The sequence below is a fragment of the Sporosarcina limicola genome (assembly GCF_014873855.1).
GTDB classification, from domain to species: domain Bacteria; phylum Bacillota; class Bacilli; order Bacillales_A; family Planococcaceae; genus Sporosarcina; species Sporosarcina limicola.
The window spans coordinates 18,648-37,823 of sequence record NZ_JADBEL010000022.1 but is presented as its reverse complement, the minus strand read 5'-3'; the positions used below and the strand labels follow the sequence as shown (position 1 = coordinate 37,823).

Genomic DNA, 19,176 nt, shown 5'->3' with positions numbered 1-19,176 from the left:
AGGACATGTTGCATATTTTGCCCATACATGATGCATACTAGGACAGCAATGAAGTCAATGTTCAATTTTGTAGAAAGTGAGGCATCATGTATGAAAGCAACGGGAATCGTCCGCAGAATTGACGATCTAGGTAGGATAGTCATCCCAAAGGAGATAAGGAGGACACTTCGAATACGAGAAGGGGATCCGCTTGAAATTTTTACCGCTCGAGATGGCGAGGTCATTTTGAAGAAATATTCACCGATATCGGAACTTGGGCAATTTGCGACAGAGTACGCAGAAACGCTCTACGAAACACTTGGCACACCAGCAATGATTAGTGACCGAGATGAAATGATTGCGGTATCTGGTGTATCGAAAAAGGACTATTTGAATCGCCAGTTGTCCCCGGATATTGATGAGATTATGACAGGACGTAAAATCATCACAGAAAAACTTGAAAAAACAATCGAATGGGTACCGGGACAAGTGGAACAGGTTAAATCGTACTGCATCGCCCCGATTGTCGCAGGTGGTGACACAATAGGTGCAGTCTACTTATTGTCGAAAGTACATTTCATCGGTGAAACCGAACAAAAGGCGGCAGAAACAGCTGCACATTTTTTAGCGAAACAGATGGAGCAATAAGAAACAGCCCACATGGACCGGATTTTGACGGTCGGTGTGGGCTGTTTTGATAGTATGATTTTTGGGGGTGGCCACGAATCAAGCGACCAATTGCGCTATCGAAGCGACTGATCTTCGAAACAAGCGACCAATTGCGCTATCGAAGCGACTGAACTTCGAAACAAGCGACCAATTACGCTATCGAAGCGACTGATCTTCGAAACAAGCGACCAATTACGCCGTCGAAGCGACTGAACTTCGAAACAAGCGACCAATTACGCCGTCGAAGCGACTGAACTTCGAAACAAGCGACCAATTGCGCCATCGAAGCGACTGAACTTCGACTCAAGCGACCAATTACGCCATCGAAGCGACTGATCTTCGACTCAAGCGACCAATTACGCCATCGAATTTACACCATTATTGGTCTTGTTACTTAAGCAACGAAAGGTCAATCAGTCCTTTGATATCATTGTTTGTTACATAGCCCGCCTCTTTGCTGATGTCCGCCATTTCCTGGATGACTTGTTCGTTGACATCTGTTGTGACCTCAAGTCTTTTGAAAGCTGCGGCTGTATCCTCTTTGTTGATCTCCTTGCCAGTTAGATCTTTGAGATGTTTGATCACGAGATCTTGTGCTTTTTCTGGATTTTGTTGGATGAATTCGACTGCTCTTTTATGTGCTTTAATATAAGAGGCGGAAAGTTCCTTATTTTTCAAGAAATCATCACTAGCGGCAACGACTGTATTCGTCGATTCTTTGCCCCATGCAAATTCATCCCAGTCGAGGATTAGCTTACCGTTTGCCTGTGTTTCAAGAATATTGCCCCACGGCTCCTGTGTTGCTGCCGCGTCAACCGATTTCTGAACAAATAGGGTAGCCGTATCTGCTGGTGCAGCTGCGAATAGTTCAACCGTACCCCCATTTGTCGTTGTTTCAAGGTTCACTTCTTTCAACGCTTTTCGAAGCATGACGTCTTGCGTACTTCCGACAACTGGAATTGCAACCTTTTTACCGTCAAGATCAGCTAACTCAGAAATGCCGCTCCCTTCACTTGCGACAAGTACCGCACCTCCATTGACTGCTCCAGAAATAAGACGGAATGTAGGGTTTTTCACATAAAAGTTTAGCAGCGGGCCAGGGCCAACCGTTCCTACATCAATCGATTTCGTCGTCATGGCTTCCATAAATAGGCCGCCATTGCTAACCGTTTTTGTTTCAATTGTCACGTCATCCCCGAACTCTTCTTTGAAATAACCGTTTTCGAGTGCTACAATCGTTGCGATGTGGGTCAAATTCGGAAAGTACCCGATTTTGACTGTTTTGCTATCGGATTTATTGCCACCCGAGCAAGCGCTTAACACCCCAATTAGTAAGATGAATATAAATGCTGTTATCGTTGCTTTTTTCAATGAAACCCTCTCCTTTTCTCTAATCATACGAGTCCCCATTTTCTCTGGACGGACCGTTCAAGTCGTACAAAAACAACGTTATCCATAATGGTCCCTATTACTGCGATGATAATCATAACGGAAACAACCAAATCCATCTGGCCAAGCGATCTCCCGGTTTCTAATAGTTGCCCAAGTCCGCCACCCGAGCCGAGCAGTTCACCCGCCATCAACGCTCTCCAGGAGAATGCCCATGCGATGCGTAACCCTGATAATAATTGGGGAACAGAGGCGGGCAAAATAACGGTTCTGATAAAATGTAGCCCAGTTGAACCGAATGTTTTGGCAACCCGCTGGTAGAGTGTTGGTACATTTCTGAATCCGCTCGTCGCACTGATTGTCATTGTCCATGTGGCGCCAATCGTGACGATGAACAGGATTGAAAAATCATTCAATCCAAACCAGACGATAGCAAGTGGAAACCAGACAATACTTGGAATGGACTGCAAAGCCGTTACCAAAAATCCGAGCGTATCTTCCACGAATTTGAACCGCCAAATGAGGTAACCCATGATTAACCCAAGAATGATGGCGATGGAAAATCCAATTAGCAGTCTGCTCATGCTCTTTCCAATGGCGGCTGTAATTTGTCCATGGACGATGCCATTGAAGAGGGTTTCCAACACTTGCGTTAACCGAGGAAACATGAATTCTGGTAGGCCGGAAAATCTAGATGTGACTTCCCAAATCGCCGCTATCATTGCGATGAAGATGATTCGTCTTAAAGCTGTAGTCATCACCCATCTCCTCCTTCAACACTTTCTCGATTTCCTCTTCCAAAATGGCAAGAATTCGTTGTTCCGTATGCAGCGTCACGCTATCCGTCGTAATTCCGTCACCCGTTGTGGGTACAACGATGACTTCCTTGATTTTCCCCGGACGAGTCGCGAACACGATTACTGTTTCCGACAAAAGAACTGCTTCCCGAATATTATGAGTGACGAAAAAGATGGTTACTTTCGTTTTTTTCCAAATGTCCATCAATTCTTTATGCAGTACCATTCTTGTCTGCTCATCGAGTGCGGAGAATGGTTCATCCATGAGTAGAATATCCGGTTCCATGACTAGGGCGCGCGCAATCGAGACACGTTGCTTCATGCCTCCTGAAAGCTGGTGTGGGTATGAATTGATATAGTTGCTGAGGTGAACCATTTTTAAAATGTCGATTGCCTTTGCTTCTGCCTTTTTTTTCGGAATTTTTTTTATAAGCAACCCGTATGTCACATTTTCGAGTACGGTGAGCCATGGAAACAGACCAGCTTCCTGAAAAACGACTACTCGGTCAGGACCAGGATTTTTGACTACTTTCCCTGAAATACGGATGCTACCCTGATCGGCTTTCTCCAATCCGGCGATGATATAGAGCAATGTTGATTTGCCGCAACCGGACGGACCTACGATTGAAACAAAACTTCCTTTGTCGATTTCGATGTTGATATTGTCCAATACGGTGACTGGTTGCTTGTTTTCGCCAATAAAACTTTTTTGGATACCATCGATTGAAAGATACATTTTTTCACCTCTAATTTATCAAATTGGTTTAGTCGGAATTAAATGCTGAGAAGTACAGAGAAACAAAAAAGTCCTCTGTATCAATCCGTCAATACTGAAATAAATCACTGGATAAGTAGCGTTCTCCGTTATCAGGTGCGATGCAGACAACCGTTTGATCGGGAGTCAGGCGCTTTGCTACTTGTAATGCTGCGAAGACGGATGCACCGCCAGAAGGACCGAGCAGGATTCCTTCGAGGGAAGCCAACTTTCGTACAGTATCATAGGCCTCATCGTCTTCGATTCTGAAAATCTCATCATAGATGGACGTATTCAAAATCGGGGGGATGAACCCGGGACTCGTTCCGACAAGTTTATGTTTCCCTGGTTGGCCGCCGGATAGGACGGGGGAGCCAGCCGGTTCGACGACGTGAACGGTGATAGACGAATCATATTCCTTCAATGCCTCTCCGGTCCCTGTAATCGTCCCACCAGTACCAGAAGTTCCGACGAATGCGGCCAGTTTTTTTTCGACTGATTCGAGTGCATCGATGATTTCCGGTGCGGTTGTTGTCCGATGTATGTCGGGATTGGCTTTGTTTTCAAACTGCATCGGGATGAAGCTATTCGGAATCGTGGCTGCGATTTCCTGTGCTTTCTTAATTGCACCCGGCATTTTTTCGTCGCTTGGCGTCAATACGACTTTAGCGCCGTATGCTTTTAAAATGTTTATCCTTTCGATTGTGGCTGAGTCAGGCATGACAATAATTGTTTTATACCCTGTGGCGGCGGCATTCATCGCAATCCCGATTCCTGTATTTCCAGACGTCGGTTCGATAATGGTGTCACCTTCAGTCAATAATCCTGCCTTTTCCGCTTCGATAATCATATTGTATGCAGCACGGTCCTTAACGCTGCGACTTGGATTGAAATATTCTAGTTTCACATACACTTCCGCACCATTTTGATCGGGGAGCCTATTTAACTTTACAAGCGGCGTGTTGCCGATTAGTTCCGCGATCGTATTCACAACGCGCAAAATACTCATCCTTTCTATTTTTTTTAGTTGGATAAATGAAGTATACCAGATTTAATCCTGACAATACATACTGAATTACAAGGGATTTAAATATTTTATCTCAAATGAGCTTGTAGCGCTGAATTCACGCTTATACCTTACTGAAATTGTTGGAGAAATGGTGTGAATGAAATATGATGTACTAAACAGTAAAATAGAGTTAGGATGATCATCAGATGAAACTACTACTTGTGGAAGATGATAAAACAATCGCATCTGGACTTGAATATTCGTTGCAACAAGATCATTATTCCACGATTCTTTGCTATGATGTTGCCTCTGCTAAAAAGGTATTAGCTGAAGAACTAGATCAAATCTCTTTATGCCTATTCGATTTATCACTGCCGGATGGAAGTGGATATGAATTATGTAAGATTGTTAAAGCGCAAAGTGATATTCCGGTCATTTTTTTAACGGCAATTGATGATGAGGTGAATGTTGTTATGGGGCTGGACATGGGGGCAGACGATTATATAACAAAACCATTTCGCATTCGTGAACTTCTTTCAAGGATCAAATCGGTTTTACGTCGATACGATAAACAGACCAGCGCAGTGATTGAAATAGACACTGTACAAATTAATACGCTCCAAGGAAAGGTTTATAAAAATGGCGGTGAAATTACGTTGACTGCATTGGAGTATCGTTTATTGCTCATCTTTGCCAATCATAGTGGACAGGTTCTTTCAAGAAATCAACTGTTAGAACAGATTTGGGATGTAGCAGGAGATTTCGTGAATGATAATACGTTAACTGTTTACATAAAAAGACTTCGCGAAAAAGTAGAGGATAATCCGCAAAAGCCGACGATTATTAAAACAGTGCGTGGATTAGGCTATAAGGTGGGTGATTGACATGCTGCGTAATCGAGAAATCAGGATTTTAATAGTAACGATGTGTACACTAAGTTTAGTGGGTGCAGTTGTTGTGGCTTTCTTTTCGACCATTGCCGCAGTGTTCACGTTTATCACTTCCGCTTTACTAATCGCATCCAGTTTTTTATTTACGAACTGGAGATACCGGGAAATAGAAAAATTATCTGGCTACTTGCGTCAAATTAGTAATGGTGAGTATTCGCTTGATGTTCGAGATAATCAGGAAGGCGAGCTCAGTATCTTGAAAAGCCACATTTATAAAGTGACGATCATGCTATCAGAGCAGAGCCTGCTTTTGCAAGAAGATAAAATCCGACTCACAGATGCAATTTCGGATATATCCCACCAGCTTAAAACCCCACTTACCTCAATGATGATGATGGCAGATTTGCTAAGTGATGCCGAACTACCCGCATTGAAAAGAACGGAATTCACAAATACGATTCATGTACAACTTGAGCGAACAGAATGGCTCGTAACTTCTTTATTAAAGCTATCAAAAATAGATGCCGGTACCGTTCCGTTCAAAAAGGATTGCATAGTAGTAGGAAAGCTAATTCAAAAATCATTGGAACCTTTCCATATTCCAATGGACATCAAAGCGCAAACGGTTTCGGTAAAAGGTGAAGAAAAAGTCTCTTTTTTTGGTGATCTAAATTGGACAGCAGAAGCATTGATTAATATTATAAAAAATTGTGTTGAGCATACCCATGAGGGCGGTGTAATCACGATTTCATTTTCAGAAAACGCATTGTTTACTGAGGTACTCATTATAGATAACGGAAAAGGAATCCCGAGAGAAGATATGCCTTATCTATTTAAAAGATTTTATAAAGGCAAGAATGCAAGCGAAGATAGCATTGGAATTGGACTCGCTTTGGCCCATAGTATTATCACAAGCCAAAGTGGAGATATCGAAGTTAAGAGTGAAGAAGGAGAAGGCACGCAGTTTCGGATAAAGTTTTACAAGCCAGCCATCTAACCTTAAGTGACTAAACTGTCATTTTACAGTCACTAGAAAGTCATATCAAACAGGTATGCTGAATCCATTACCAAAATTAATGGAGGTTTTACAGTGGATATTTTAAAAATCGATCATCTGTCTAAACTATATGGAAAAGGTGAAACGGCAGTAAAGGCGCTTGACGATGTTTCGCTGACGATAAAAAAAGGGGAATTTGTTGCGATTATTGGCCCCTCAGGTTCAGGGAAATCAACGCTTCTTCATATGCTTGGTGGGGTAGATAAACCGACAAGCGGGAAGGTATTCGTTGACAACACGGACATCTATAATCTGAATGAAACCCAGTTAGCAATTTTTAGACGCAGACAAATCGGCTTGATTTATCAGTTTTACAATCTCATTCCGGTACTAACGGTTGAAGAGAATATTACGCTGCCAGTATTACTTGATGAACATAAAGTGGACAAAAAGCAACTTGGTGAAATTGTGAAAACGTTAAATCTACAAAGCCGCTTAAATCATCTACCTAATCAGCTTTCCGGTGGGCAACAGCAAAGAGTCTCAATCGGTAGAGCGCTCATTAGTAATCCCGCTCTTATGCTGGCAGACGAGCCAACAGGTAATTTAGATAGTGAAAATAGTAAGGAAATCATTGATTTGCTTAAAATGTTTAATAAAAACTATAATCAAACACTAATCATCATTACTCATGATGAACGGATTGCGCTTCAGGCTGACAGAATTATTACCATTAAGGATGGAAGGATTGCCAAGGATGAGGTGATTCGTCCATGAACATCGTCAATAAACTTACGCTTAGGCATTTAAGGCAGAATAAGCGTAGAACACTCGTAACGATTATTGGCGTCGTTATTTCTGTTGCCATGTTGACAGCTGTTGCGACGATAGCTGTTTCCTTTTTGGATTTAATGCAAAGACAGTCAATCGCAGACAATGGAGAATGGCATGTTCTGTATATGGATGTAGATAAAGAGCAGCTTGAAGCGATTAAAAATGATGAAGCAACAAAAGAACTTATTATATCTAGGGATCTTGGCTTTGCACAGTTGGAAGGTAGTCAAAATGATAACAAGCCCTATTTATTTATCAAAGAATATAATACGCAAGGTTTTGAAAACTTTCCGATTGTACTCAGTAAGGGGCGATTCCCACAAGCAGCCAATGAAGTAGTTATTTCGGAGGACATTGCGTTGAATGCTAAAGTTGTTTACGAAATAGGCGATACAGTAACACTTGGCGTTGGTGATCGTTTCACAACTGACGGGGAGGATCCATTTCAGCAGGGTGTTTCATTGCAAATGGAAAATGGGGAAATTACCGAAGTTTTAAAAAATGAAAAAACTGTAAACTACACGATTGTGGGCACCATAAAACGGCCTATGTGGGAACCAGCATGGGCACCGGGGTATACAATACTTTCATATGTGGATGAAAGTTTAATAGGTGTAGAAGATACGGTTCATGCGGCAGTCGTATTTAAAAAAGTTAATAATTCTTTGCTTGCTCACGCAGAAGATTTGGCAAAGAAGAACAATATAGAATCATGTAGCTATAATTATAATTTACTACGCTATTATGGAGTGATTGGTAGTGATGACTTACGTACGACGCTTTTTTCATAGGTAGCAATCATTATGGCAATCATTATTATGGGTTCAGTTTCGCTAATTTACAATGCTTTCGCGATTTCTGTCTCAGAACGTTCTCGACATTTAGGAATGCTTTCAAGTGTCGGAGCTACAAATAGGCAGAAGAAAAAGTCAGTGTTTTTTGAGGGTGCTGTTATTGGGTTAATCAGCATACCAATCGGAATCATTTGTGGACTTGCTGGTATGGGGATTACCTTTTATTTTATTAACTCAATCATTCAAGATGCTTTAGGGATAGCTGAAAAGTTAACGGCTATTGTGACGCCGTTCTCGATTTTGATTGCCTGCGCGGTTTCAGTGTTAACGATTTTCATTTCAACTTATATTCCAGCAAAGAGAGCATCTAAAATCTCGGCAATTGATGCAATACGACAGACAGCCGATGTTAAGCTGACAAGGAAAGTGGTAAAAACATCAAAAATGGTTCGTAAGCTATTCGGAATTGAAGCGGAAATCGGCTTGAAAAATTTAAAAAGAAACAGGCGTAGATACCAAGCAACCGTATTCTCACTTGTGATTAGCATTGTGTTGTTTTTATCGGTCGTATTTGTAACTGATAACCTAAAAAAGGCACTCGGACTTTCGCAGGACGGTGTGAACTATGATATTCAAGTATTATTGCAAGGTGAAGACACTAGGAAAGATGAACAGTTGATCAAATCGATTGGTTCCCTTGAGGGGGTAACGGAATATAATGTCGTGAAAGAAATGGGTCTGTCCTCATTCATCTCCGAAGCTTCGATTGCCGATGAATTGCGAAATAGGGCAAAAGTAGATAAGGATATGCTTAAGAACGGAAAATTACCTTATGATATTATCATCCATTCATTAAATGAGGAGAACCTAAAAGCCTATGCAAAAGAGGTGGGTGCAAATTTTGAACAATTAACAAATCCGAAAAAAGTATCCGCAATTGTGATTGATACGGTTCCCTATCAGGATATGGAAACAGGTAAATTTGTTGAAACAAAAGCGATACATACAAAAGTTGGCCATAGCCTTGATTTACATTATGAAGATGGAGAAACGGAAGAAGAAACGTATGTAGACAAAGTGGAAATCGCTGCATTGACAGATCAGTTGCCGATGGGTGTTCGTTTAGATGGGGAATTAGCCATGTTAGATATCATTGTCTCTGAACAAGTTATGGAACAACTGATTAGCAAAAAAGATAATGCACGAGTTAGATCAAAGCTCTTATTGAAAAGTACCAATCCATTAAAGACACAACAAGAAATTGAAGAGTTGAAAGAGGTCGGGATTTATGTTCACAATGTGTATCAAACTAGAAAACGGGATGAACAAATGATTGTGCTAATGTCCGTATTCATTTATGGTTTTATCCTGTTGATCACGGCGATATCAATTGCGAATATTTTCAATACGATTTCAACAAGTATTTCGCTAAGGAAACGAGAATTCGCGATGCTGAAATCTGTCGGGATGACGCCAACAGGTTTTAATAAAATGATAAACTATGAAAGTATCTTTTACGGAATTAAGTCATTGCTGTATGGGCTTCCGATTAGTATTATTGTGATGTATTTAATCCATAGATCAATGATGAATAGCTTTGACTATGCGTTTGTACTTCCTTGGCTGATTATTGGTTATGTGATTGCTGCAGTATTTGTTATTGTTGGTGCTGCGATGCTCTATTCTAGCTCGAAAGTGAAAAAAGAGACTATTATTGATGCATTGAAGCAGGAGAGTATATAGGCTGAACTGAAAAAAACGGATCTACCATTTTGGGTAGATCCGTTTTTGGGGTTTACTGCATAGACCACTATATAATCAGCATTCCCCCTGTCCTTGCATAAACTCTATTTCGTGCGCATACTCGAGTTGTGTGAGTGACTGATACCAGCCACTCGCCTTGCCGCCTTAATTAGTGTACATCTATCTTTTCAATATTTCGAATCGCTAAGTAGGCAATACCTACCCCAATTAACGCCAGTGCTATTGGAATCACAATAATATCATTTAATGAAAAACCCCCGTTATTCGAAGAAATAACCATTACGATTAAAATAGAAGAAACAATCGTCGTTGGTACAGAGTATTTTTTCATTCCGAAATATAGGGGAACGAGGGACATTCCTGATGCAGCAATTGCATTCATAAAAACAGAAGGAACAAGTTGTGTAATCATGGAGGCCGTTAATGTATCTGGAAGTAATTGAAAACTTTCGCTAATGAAACAAAAGACAGCTGTAACGAACAAATTTGTGATGACAATGGCACAGAAAGTAAAAAGGATAATAATTGCTAGCTTTGCAGCAATCAACTTCTTTCTACTAATTGGATACATAAATAACGTGGTAATTGTCTTGCTTTTAAACTCGCCAATAATTAGTTTGGCAATTAATGTAGCAGCAAAGATAATAAATGTGCCTCTGACAGAGGAGTCAATGATAGTTAATACTTCCTGGTAATTATTAAAATCAGTACTTCCTTCGAATTTGGAAATGAACATAATTGATAATATGAGGCCTACTATCACAAAATTTGCTATGACTGCACCTTTTATATACGATCCTAATTTAAATTTAATTATTTCTAACCGCATTAAATTAAGCATTCACCACACCTCCATTAATCAATTTCATGAAGTAATCCTCTAACGAACTTGTTTTCCTGCTGATGGCTTCAATACCAATATCCTGTTCAATCAATGCCTTTGAAATCATTTTTTGTGAGACGGATGATTCATATATACGAATACAGTGGTCATCGATTAGTTTGAAATTGGCTATATGTAATTGATCCCCTAAAATAAAGGCTGCTTTCTTCCCATCATCTACAATAACTTCAATATAATCTACTTGGCTATGATTTATATTTTCCATCGATACTTCACTTATTAATCTTCCGTTATTAATCACCCCAATGGTGTCCGCCATTTGTTCGATTTCCCCCAAAATATGGCTAGAAATGATAATCGTAATTCCATATTCTTTACAAAGCACCTTAAATAATTCGCGAAGCTCCTTAATTCCCATTGGATCAAGGCCATTAATCGGCTCGTCTAGAATAAGTAATTCAGGTTTTGTAATAATTGCACGTGCGATTCCTAATCGTTGTTTCATCCCAAGCGAAAAATCTTTCACAGGCTTCCCATCTGTATTTAGTAATTTTACTAGATTAAGTACATGATCGATTTCCTTTTTATCGTAATAACCCATATATTCACAATGGAGATCTAATGTTTCTTTTGCAGTTAACTTATCATAAAAAATAGGATACTCAATAATTGTGCCCATTCTTTTTAAAACGTCATACGATTTATCTGTTAACTTTTCGCCGAAAATTTCGATGTCACCACTCGTTGGTTTTATTAGATTTGTTATCATTTTCATAATCGTTGTTTTCCCTGCGCCATTGGGTCCTAAAAAACCATAAATTTCTCCTTTTTTAACATGCATATTGACGGCGGAAATAACTTCTTTTCCTCCATATACCTTTGTAAGCTGATTTGTTTGGACAAGATATGTCATGTGAATTCCTCCTCGCTATGCGACTCTCTTTAGTATAAGAGGTAAACTTGTCTTTTTTATTACTTGATTCTTACAAATTCCTTAAGTATGAAAAAAGCCTGTAGAGCATTGATATCTCTACAAGCAAACTTATCTAATAGGTCATTCTTTTTAATGAAACAGTGAAGATGGTCTTCTCATAGGGAATGCTCGATAGGTGAATAGAGCCCCCCAATAGTTCAACAAGCCGCTTCGTAATTGTCAGTCCAAGTCCACTGCCTTGAAACGATTTATTCCTTGAATCTTCAAGGGTATACATTCTTTCAAAGACATTATTTACATGATATTCGTCGATGCCTTTCCCGCGGTCCCATATATCGATATAAATGTTCACATCATCGTTTCTGATGGCTAGTCCAATTATATTCCCGTCTGCGCCATAGGTAATTGCGTTCGACAGTAAGTTGTTGATAATTCTATCAAGTGCATCCTCATTACCGAGTGCAAAGACAGTTGTTTCAGGTATGTCAATCTGAATGTCAATCCCCATTGACATCACCAGATCATAGAAGGATAAAATGTTTTTTCGGCAAATTTCATTCACATTTATTTTCGTAATTGGATAATCTGTATCTCCTGCTTCTATTTTCGCTAAGTCGAAAAACATATGGATAATCTTAAGTACTTCCAGTGTTTTTGCATGGACTCCGGAGAGTAATTGTTGTCGTTCTTCGTCACTTATTGCGTTGTCGAGTTGGAGCATTTCGATATACCCAAGGACAACAGTTAATGGCGTTTTTAAATCATGTGATATATTCGCAAGCATTGTCCTCATGGAATGTTCCATTTTTTTATGTGTGGCAATAATTTTTTGATTATAATCAAGCAGTTCATTAATCGCATTGAATAATTGCTTCAATTCATGATGGTTCGTCATCGTTAAAATCTTTTCGCCCGTATGCTCTGTGATGATTGATTGTAATTTCTTGTGTGTATAAATGAGGGAAGTATTTCGATCTTTTTTTTCTTTGTATTGGAAACAAATAATCGTGATTAACAAAAATATAATAATCGAAAGAAATAATACCATATTAATAACCTTCTAACTTATACCCGATTCCCCACAGCGTTTTAATGTATTGGGGATTAGAAGGGTCGTCTTCTATTTTTTCACGCAATCTTCTCATATGAACGTTGATAATATTTTCATCACCATGGTACTCATCATTCCAAATGGCGTGATAGATTTGCGCTTTTGTAAATACGCGTGTCCGGTTTGTCGCAAATAATTTTAAAATACCGAATTCCTTCGAGGTGAGTTTAACTTGTTGCTGTTTTTTCAGAACAGAAAAGTTAAGAATGTCGATCGTTAAATCACCAATGATTAATACATTTTGCTTTGCCCCTACAGGATTAGAATAGTTGGTCGCTCGCCTAATCGCAGCCTTCACCCGTGCCGAAAGCTCCAGCATTGAAAATGGTTTTGAAATATAATCATCTGCACCTAATCCAAGTCCCAGTGCTTTATCAACATCACTATCTTTCGCTGACATTATTAAAATCGGGAGTGCACTTTTCCCGCGAATAATCTTTAATACTTCTAAACCATCAAGCTTCGGCATCATAATATCTAGAATCATTAAATCAAATGAGGAATTCAAACCCTTTTGCACGGCCTCTTCGCCATCCGCGGCTGTTGTAATGGTGAAGCCTTCACTTGTTAAATAGTTCTCCACCATATCACGAATCGATTCATCGTCTTCAACTAGTAAAATATGTTTTGGCATTTATATGCACCTCTTTTATAATGTTCTAGAAAACAAGAAAACCACCCCGCGCCGTCAGAAGCAAAAGGGTGGTTCGCAGAAACAGAAATAACGTTTTGACAACCATTACCCTGATGGTAGGGGTTGTAGTGAGAAATGTTTACTTATATATGATTATTATACATGAAAATATACTTTTCAGGCAAATATGTGAACAGTGTTTTGTAAGGGGAATAAAATGAACAACCTATTAATGCTATACTAGTTTCATCCAAAAACGAAAGAGGCGCGGGTATGTCTTCAGTGGATTGGAATATGAAAACGTTCATGAAAGGCGCATCAATCCTGACGGTTTCGGCAATCATTGTTAAACTACTGGGTGCGGTTTATCGCATTCCGTTTCAAAATCTTGTAGGTGATAAAGGGTTTTACATTTACCAACAAGTGTATCCGTTCATTGGTATTTTCATTGTCTGGACGTCTTATGGATTTGCGGTGGCTGTGTCGAAATTACTTGCAGGAAGTACGAGCCGTGGTGAGGCGAAAGCGATGATGCGAGTCGCATTTATTTATTTAGTAGGTTTGTCTGTATCGTTTTTCATCATCCTACTGACATTTGCCCCGTTTTTCGCACGTTCGATGGGTGATCCAGAGCTTGTTGCGCTGCTGCGAGCGGGTGCGTACATTGTTTTGCTGATGCCTACGCTTGCAGTGTTGAAGGGTTCATTCCAATCGGAGGGGCGGATGGTACCGGTTGCGGTTTCTGGTGTTGGTGAGCAGGCATTCCGTGTGACAGTGATTCTTATCGGGACGTGGGTTGCGATGAGGGCAGGCGCTTCGCTCTATACAGCAGGTGAAGTGGCGATGTGGGGTGCGGTTGTCGGGGAAGCTGCCGGCGTTGTCATTCTTGCGCTTTATTTCCGAAATTCCTTCAAAGGCCCATTGGAAAAAGTCGATACGTGGCAAGTTGTGAAGGAATTGACGATTGTTAGTTTGAGTGTCAGCGCAAGTTCGCTTATTCTATTGCTATTCCAGTTGACCGATTCGTTCACAGTGTACAAAATACTTCTAACTAACGGTTTCGTAGGAGATGCTGCTATGGAGATGAAAGGTGTCTATGATCGTGGACAGCCACTTGTGCAGATGGGTATCCTAATCGCTTCGACACTGGCGCTTGCCATCGTTCCGCTCATTGCTCATCATGCAGCGAAAAAGGAAGGCCGTGGGGTACTACCGTTCATCCGATTGACATTCCGGACTGCTTTCCTATTCGGTTGGGGTGCTGCTGCGGGGCTTGCTCTCGTTTTACCTTATGTCAATGAAATGCTGTTCCAGACAAGCGATGGTTCCGTAGCACTCATTATATTCTCGTTCCAAATTTTTTGGCTGTCCTTGATTTTACCGCTAACAGCCATTCTTCAAGGCGCGGGGAAAGTAAAAATCCCGACGTTGCTACTAATCGGAGGATTGGTGGTGAAAATTGTTGCAAATCTTGTCCTTGTGCCTCTATGGGACGTGACGGGCGCAGCGATTGCAGGGAATATCGGTTTTGTGGTAATCACAGTTGGACTCATTTTTTATTTCAAGAAGGTATGGCCAATTTGGTTGGCGCCCATCCGTTTTTACGGCTGGGTGATGGCGGCGACTGTGCTAATGTTTACAATTGTTGTTCCGTGGATGTGGGTGGCGGAACAGATTTTGTTCGATAATATGTCGTCTCGTATAGCGGCGACGCTGATTGCGCTCACGTCTGTTGTGATGGGTGGAGCAGTTTTCCTCCTTGTCATCATGAAATCACGTATAATGGTAGAGAAGGAATGGTATTTACTACCGTTCGGTAAACGATTGGCGACATTGCAATTACGACTGACGAATAGAAGGTGAATGATATGAATTCGATAACAATAATCGGTCTCGGTGCAGGAGACTTGGACCAATTATCGCTTGGCACATACCGGAAGTTGAAAGCGGCGAGCCATATCGTTGCACGGACAGATCAGCACCCCGCCGTCGCGGAATTAAGGGCGGAAGGAATCGAAATCACGAGTTTCGATGAAATCTATGAAAACAATGATGCGTTCGAAAGTGTTTATGAACAAATCGTAGAGGAACTACTCGTTATGTGCCAAGAGAAACCGGTAACGTACGTTGTACCAGGACATCCTTTGGTTGCGGAGCGGACTGTGCAGCTTCTTGTTGAGAAAGAACGAGCGGGTATCGTTGCGCTGGAAATTGCGGGCGGTAATAGCTTCCTTGACCCGATTTTCGCGGCGCTACGGATGGATCCGATTGAAGGATTTCAGCTACTTGACGGCACGGAGTTGAAGCGGGATGCTGTTAATATGACACAACATGTCTTGATTGGACAGGTGTACGACGCATTCGTGGCTTCGGAAGTGAAGCTGACGCTTATGGACAAATATACGTATGACCATCCAGTGACGATTGTGACGGCGGCTGGCTCTACGGGTGAAAAGCTACGGACTGTTCCATTGTTCGAACTGGATCGGGTGACGGAAATCGACAATTTGACGACGGTGTATGTACCGCCCGTTATGGAGCGAGAAAATCGGTTGAAAGACTGGGCGACATTCCGGGAAATTATTGCGACCCTGCGCGCTCCAGACGGTTGTCCATGGGACCAGGAACAGACGCATGAATCGCTAAAACGCTATTTAATAGAGGAAGCGCATGAACTACTTGAGGCGATTGAACAAGGGGACGACGAAGGAATCATCGAAGAGCTCGGCGATGTCTTGCTGCAAGTGTTCCTTCATGCCCAGATTGGTGAAGATGACGGGTATTTCGGGATGGAGGATATTCTTCAAGCGGTAAGTGCGAAAATGATTCGCCGTCATCCACATGTGTTTGGCGATACAGACGTAGAAGATTCCGAAGAAGTCCTTCGAAATTGGCAGGAAATCAAGAAAAGTGAGAAACCGCAAGTCGAATCGCTGTTGGAAGGTCAAGAACGCCATACTTCCTCACTTCTGACCTCTTTTAATTATCAAAAAGAAGCAGCGAAAGTCGGATTTGATTGGCCAACTATTGATGGAGCTTTTGAGAAATTCAAAGAGGAATGGCAAGAATTCCGTGACGAAGTGGAGAATGGGACAAGACAAAGCCAAACAGATGAACTTGGAGATGTTTTGTTTACAATCGTCAATCTCTCGCGCTTTTTAAAATTGTCCCCTGAGGAAGCGATGATCCATGCGAATCACAAGTTCAAAACACGGTTTTCATTCGTTGAAAAAAGTGTGAAGGAAGGCCAAGGGGATTTTAACGAGTATACACTCGATGAACTCGAATCATTTTGGCAACAAGCGAAGGGAAGGGAAAAGAATTATGAGACTCGATAAATTTTTAAAAGTGTCCCGACTTATTAAACGTCGAACACTTGCGAAGCAAGTAGCAGACCAAGGGCGTATTACAATCAATGGAAAAGTGGCAAAAGCGTCCTCTGTTGTCAAAGGAAATGATGAACTTGCAATCCGTTTTGGCCAAAAAATTGTAACGGTGAAAATTGAAGCATTGAAAGAGTCGACAAAGAAAGAAGAAGCTGCTTCGATGTACACGATTATGAATGAGGAGAAACTTGAAAAGGTTGAACCGGAATTTATGGATGATGAAGATTGACCGACATGACAGGAAATTTTCCTGTCATGTTTTTTTATTTCTCTGCATAAGATGGCTGTGAACGTACAAGCAAAGGGGGATATATATGCAATTTCAGACGGACAGTCCTACGTACGCAATCCCATCAGGGGATCATGTGGTCACAATGCGCAATAGGAAAAGGATGGACCTCACATCGGTAAAATCAATTGACCGTTTTGATCAGGAAGAATTTCTTGTTCGGACATCACAAGGATTGCTGCAAATACGCGGGGAAGAACTGCGCATCGTCCATCTCGATGTCGATAAAGGACTTCTTACATTGGAAGGGACGGTTAGTACCATCCAATATGACGAAGAAGAATCAGGTTCGAAAAATTTCCTCCATAAATTGTTTGGATGAGCCTCTCAGTCCAGTTTCTTAGTCTGCTTGCGATGATTGGGACGGGCATTATGGCTGGCGCATTTATGGATTTGGTTGGTACAGGGACAGCACATGCTGGGAAAAAGTCGTTTATAAGAAAATATACAATCTGGTTTGAGGTATTTGGTTGGGTCCTTATCGGATGCGGGACGTTTTATATCCTTTTTCTTGTTCGGGACGGGGCATGGCGCATGTATGATCCGTTTGCCCAGATTAGCGGAATGTTACTTTACGTAAGTTGTTTTTATAAGCCATTTCGTTTTTTCGGGCGGATACTATTGATAATGATTGTTAAACCAATTTGGTTCATTATACATGTAATCATTTCCATCATCCGCCAGCTCATCCGCATAGCCGTTAGGATTGTTGTACTCCTTCTTACACCGTTTGTTAAACTGTTCCGTATACTTTCCAGAAATCTCTTTATAAAAAGAGAGATATGAGGTATAATTTTATGGATTAACAAATTGTGTTGTGAGTTGAGAAGGAGGTGCAAGGTATGGAACAAAAGCAGCAGAGAAAATCGTCCTCATCGGTCGCATCGATTCAAACTGATTATGTCCGTTCCTTGCAAAAAAAAGAAAGTCGTAAGAATACGCGAAAAATCCGTTTGTATCGCAGACTGACTGTTTTCGCAATTACTGCGGCTATTATCCTTGGCGGTCTAACACAAATGTTCATTAAGCAGAAGCAAGTATTGGTTGCGAAAGAACAGCGGAAAGTTGAATTACTCGCTCAACTTGAAGGGGTACAGGAAGACCATGAAATGCTACAAAGGCAACTTGTGAAATTGAATGATGATGACTATATTGCTAAACTTGCGCGGAAAGAATACTTTTTGTCCGAAAAAAATGAAATTATTTTTTCGATTCCGGAAAATAAGAAGAAAACGGATAAAAAAGACGCCGGAAAAGAGTAGTCTTATTGACACTCTTTTTTTGTTGGCTATAATGGAAGTAAGAATCTTGTATTTTGCAGGACTCGTGAATAACGGTTAGAAGGTCTCCAGCGTGGGGCCCGCTTAAATTTTAAGGAGGAGCATTTTTTTTATGTCAATTGAAGTAGGCAGCAAGTTAGAGGGAAAAGTAACAGGAATCACAAACTTCGGAGCATTCGTTGAGTTACCGAATGGTTCGACAGGTCTTGTCCATATCAGTGAAGTGGCGGACAATTATGTAAAAGACATCAATGATCATTTAAAAGTCAGCGATATGGTTGAAGTAAAAGTGATGAATGTCGGAACAGACGGTAAAATCGGGTTGTCCATCAGAAAGGCGAAACCCGAGTCTGAACAACGCCCGGAACGTCCTCAGCGCCCTCAACGTCCGCGCCAAGGTGGTCGTCCCGTTATGAGTGATCGTCCTGAGAACTTTGAACAGAAGATGGCGAAGTTCATGAAAGACAGCGAAGAGCGTCTGACGACTTTGAAAAGAGCAACGGAATCGAAACGCGGTGGCCGCGGCGCAAGAAGAGGATAACTTGCTAGCTGTTTCAATTCAGGAAAAAATGTGTGGTAGACAGAAAAGAGCGGCGGACAGTGGGTGATAGCCCTTGTCCGCCGCTTTTTTACTTTTTTGGGATAACAAAACGGTTTCCTAGGTGGAAACCGTTTTGTTATGTGTTGCGAACTTATGCCTAAGCGGCCTTTTTCGCTTTTCTTTAATGTCTAGCTCCGACTCCCAGACTCTCGGGACATAAGCTGTTTTGACTGTGCGGCAAAGGGCGCCGCTTCGCCAAACCATCTTATGCCTGTCGAGTC

19 protein-coding genes and 1 pseudogene are annotated in these 19,176 nt (G+C 41.3%); 12 read left to right on the top strand and 8 right to left on the bottom strand.

Annotated elements, in window-relative coordinates:
* The first annotated feature begins 90 nt into the window (after positions 1–90).
* Positions 91–627, top strand: coding sequence for a stage V sporulation protein T (spoVT, locus tag H4683_RS16045; protein WP_192599845.1), 537 nt, complete (start codon positions 91–93; stop codon positions 625–627).
* Positions 628–1,038: 411 nt separating this feature from the next.
* Here spoVT and H4683_RS16040 read toward each other — a convergent pair whose 3' ends face one another.
* From H4683_RS16040 to cysK, 4 genes are all read right to left on the bottom strand, one after another.
* Complete coding sequence (locus tag H4683_RS16040) at positions 1,039–2,058, bottom strand: ABC transporter substrate-binding protein (protein ID WP_420826570.1); 1,020 nt, start codon at positions 2,056–2,058, stop codon at positions 1,039–1,041.
* Positions 2,043–2,795, bottom strand: coding sequence for an ABC transporter permease (locus tag H4683_RS16035; RefSeq protein WP_192599843.1), 753 nt, complete (start codon positions 2,793–2,795; stop codon positions 2,043–2,045). Before H4683_RS16035 ends, H4683_RS16040 begins: the two co-directional genes overlap by 16 nt.
* Positions 2,728–3,570 carry an ABC transporter ATP-binding protein gene (locus tag H4683_RS16030; protein ID WP_192599842.1) on the bottom strand — a complete coding sequence of 281 codons (843 nt, stop codon included), beginning with the start codon at positions 3,568–3,570 and terminating at the stop codon, positions 2,728–2,730. The genes H4683_RS16035 and H4683_RS16030 overlap by 68 nt, the downstream gene beginning before the upstream one ends.
* A gap of 88 nt (positions 3,571–3,658) precedes the next feature.
* Entirely contained in the window at positions 3,659–4,588 is a 930-nt protein-coding gene (gene cysK, locus H4683_RS16025) for a cysteine synthase A (protein ID WP_192599841.1), read from the bottom strand.
* Positions 4,589–4,803: 215 nt separating this feature from the next.
* Here cysK and H4683_RS16020 point away from each other — a divergent pair, with 215 nt between their 5' ends.
* From H4683_RS16020 to H4683_RS16005, 4 genes and pseudogenes are all read left to right on the top strand, one after another.
* Positions 4,804–5,481, top strand: a complete 678-nt coding sequence (locus H4683_RS16020) for a response regulator transcription factor (RefSeq protein ID WP_192599840.1) — start codon at positions 4,804–4,806, stop codon at positions 5,479–5,481.
* A 1-nt stretch (position 5,482) separates the two neighbouring features.
* Positions 5,483–6,484, top strand: a complete 1,002-nt coding sequence (locus H4683_RS16015; protein ID WP_192599839.1) for a sensor histidine kinase — start codon at positions 5,483–5,485, stop codon at positions 6,482–6,484.
* A gap of 93 nt (positions 6,485–6,577) precedes the next feature.
* On the top strand, positions 6,578–7,261 hold the full coding sequence (locus tag H4683_RS16010) for an ATP-binding cassette domain-containing protein (protein ID WP_192599838.1): 684 nt from the start codon (positions 6,578–6,580) through the stop codon (positions 7,259–7,261).
* Positions 7,258–9,855 (top strand): annotated as a pseudogene (locus tag H4683_RS16005) (ABC transporter permease). Before H4683_RS16010 ends, H4683_RS16005 begins: the two are co-directional and overlap by 4 nt.
* Before the next feature lie 169 nt (positions 9,856–10,024).
* Here the strand turns inward: H4683_RS16005 and H4683_RS16000 are convergent.
* From H4683_RS16000 to H4683_RS15985, 4 genes are all read right to left on the bottom strand, one after another.
* Positions 10,025–10,717, bottom strand: coding sequence for an ABC transporter permease (locus tag H4683_RS16000; protein ID WP_192599837.1), 693 nt, complete (start codon positions 10,715–10,717; stop codon positions 10,025–10,027).
* The gene (locus H4683_RS15995) at positions 10,710–11,633 is read right to left on the bottom strand and encodes an ABC transporter ATP-binding protein (RefSeq protein WP_192599836.1); all 924 of its coding nucleotides are present in this window, start codon (positions 11,631–11,633) and stop codon (positions 10,710–10,712) included. The genes H4683_RS16000 and H4683_RS15995 overlap by 8 nt, the downstream gene beginning before the upstream one ends.
* 133 nt (positions 11,634–11,766) lie before the next feature.
* Positions 11,767–12,702: a sensor histidine kinase gene (locus tag H4683_RS15990; RefSeq protein WP_192599835.1), complete on the bottom strand. Its 936-nt coding sequence runs from the start codon at positions 12,700–12,702 to the stop codon at positions 11,767–11,769.
* Between the two features lies 1 nt (position 12,703).
* A complete protein-coding gene (locus tag H4683_RS15985; protein WP_192599834.1) occupies positions 12,704–13,399 on the bottom strand; it encodes a response regulator transcription factor in 696 nt (231 codons plus the stop codon).
* Positions 13,400–13,672: 273 nt separating this feature from the next.
* Here H4683_RS15985 and H4683_RS15980 point away from each other — a divergent pair, with 273 nt between their 5' ends.
* From H4683_RS15980 to H4683_RS15950, 7 genes are all read left to right on the top strand, one after another.
* Positions 13,673–15,262 (top strand): putative polysaccharide biosynthesis protein, encoded by a 1,590-nt coding sequence (locus H4683_RS15980; RefSeq protein ID WP_192599833.1) that lies wholly within the window; start codon positions 13,673–13,675, stop codon positions 15,260–15,262.
* A gap of 5 nt (positions 15,263–15,267) precedes the next feature.
* The gene (yabN, locus tag H4683_RS15975; protein WP_192599832.1) at positions 15,268–16,737 is read left to right on the top strand and encodes a bifunctional methyltransferase/pyrophosphohydrolase YabN; all 1,470 of its coding nucleotides are present in this window, start codon (positions 15,268–15,270) and stop codon (positions 16,735–16,737) included.
* On the top strand, positions 16,724–17,014 hold the full coding sequence (locus H4683_RS15970) for an RNA-binding S4 domain-containing protein (protein WP_192599831.1): 291 nt from the start codon (positions 16,724–16,726) through the stop codon (positions 17,012–17,014). Before yabN ends, H4683_RS15970 begins: the two co-directional genes overlap by 14 nt.
* An 85-nt stretch (positions 17,015–17,099) precedes the next feature.
* On the top strand, positions 17,100–17,396 hold the full coding sequence (gene yabP, locus H4683_RS15965) for a sporulation protein YabP (protein WP_192599830.1): 297 nt from the start codon (positions 17,100–17,102) through the stop codon (positions 17,394–17,396).
* Complete coding sequence (gene yabQ, locus H4683_RS15960; protein ID WP_338062483.1) at positions 17,393–17,860, top strand: spore cortex biosynthesis protein YabQ; 468 nt, start codon at positions 17,393–17,395, stop codon at positions 17,858–17,860. Before yabP ends, yabQ begins: the two co-directional genes overlap by 4 nt.
* 56 nt (positions 17,861–17,916) lie before the next feature.
* On the top strand, positions 17,917–18,336 hold the full coding sequence (locus H4683_RS15955) for an FtsB family cell division protein (protein WP_192599828.1): 420 nt from the start codon (positions 17,917–17,919) through the stop codon (positions 18,334–18,336).
* Between the two features lie 130 nt (positions 18,337–18,466).
* Positions 18,467–18,895: a S1 domain-containing RNA-binding protein gene (locus H4683_RS15950; RefSeq protein WP_192599827.1), complete on the top strand. Its 429-nt coding sequence runs from the start codon at positions 18,467–18,469 to the stop codon at positions 18,893–18,895.
* Positions 18,896–19,176: the final 281 nt, after the last annotated feature.

Excerpts from the sequence above, each read along its gene's own strand:
- spoVT (WP_192599845.1), top strand. The coding sequence starts at position 91 with ATGAAAGCAACGGGAATCGTCCGCAGAATTGACGATCTAGGTAGGATA.
- H4683_RS16040 (WP_420826570.1), bottom strand. The coding sequence starts at position 2,058 with ATGGGGACTCGTATGATTAGAGAAAAGGAGAGGGTTTCATTGAAAAAA.
- H4683_RS16035 (WP_192599843.1), bottom strand. The coding sequence starts at position 2,795 with ATGACTACAGCTTTAAGACGAATCATCTTCATCGCAATGATAGCGGCG.
- H4683_RS16030 (WP_192599842.1), bottom strand. The coding sequence starts at position 3,570 with ATGTATCTTTCAATCGATGGTATCCAAAAAAGTTTTATTGGCGAAAAC.
- H4683_RS16020 (WP_192599840.1), top strand. The coding sequence starts at position 4,804 with ATGAAACTACTACTTGTGGAAGATGATAAAACAATCGCATCTGGACTT.
- H4683_RS16015 (WP_192599839.1), top strand. The coding sequence starts at position 5,483 with ATGCTGCGTAATCGAGAAATCAGGATTTTAATAGTAACGATGTGTACA.
- H4683_RS16000 (WP_192599837.1), bottom strand. The coding sequence starts at position 10,717 with ATGCTTAATTTAATGCGGTTAGAAATAATTAAATTTAAATTAGGATCG.
- H4683_RS15995 (WP_192599836.1), bottom strand. The coding sequence starts at position 11,633 with ATGACATATCTTGTCCAAACAAATCAGCTTACAAAGGTATATGGAGGA.
- H4683_RS15990 (WP_192599835.1), bottom strand. The coding sequence starts at position 12,702 with ATGGTATTATTTCTTTCGATTATTATATTTTTGTTAATCACGATTATT.
- H4683_RS15985 (WP_192599834.1), bottom strand. The coding sequence starts at position 13,399 with ATGCCAAAACATATTTTACTAGTTGAAGACGATGAATCGATTCGTGAT.
- H4683_RS15980 (WP_192599833.1), top strand. The coding sequence starts at position 13,673 with ATGTCTTCAGTGGATTGGAATATGAAAACGTTCATGAAAGGCGCATCA.
- yabN (WP_192599832.1), top strand. The coding sequence starts at position 15,268 with ATGAATTCGATAACAATAATCGGTCTCGGTGCAGGAGACTTGGACCAA.
- H4683_RS15970 (WP_192599831.1), top strand. The coding sequence starts at position 16,724 with ATGAGACTCGATAAATTTTTAAAAGTGTCCCGACTTATTAAACGTCGA.
- yabP (WP_192599830.1), top strand. The coding sequence starts at position 17,100 with ATGCAATTTCAGACGGACAGTCCTACGTACGCAATCCCATCAGGGGAT.
- yabQ (WP_338062483.1), top strand. The coding sequence starts at position 17,393 with ATGAGCCTCTCAGTCCAGTTTCTTAGTCTGCTTGCGATGATTGGGACG.
- H4683_RS15955 (WP_192599828.1), top strand. The coding sequence starts at position 17,917 with ATGGAACAAAAGCAGCAGAGAAAATCGTCCTCATCGGTCGCATCGATT.
- H4683_RS15950 (WP_192599827.1), top strand. The coding sequence starts at position 18,467 with ATGTCAATTGAAGTAGGCAGCAAGTTAGAGGGAAAAGTAACAGGAATC.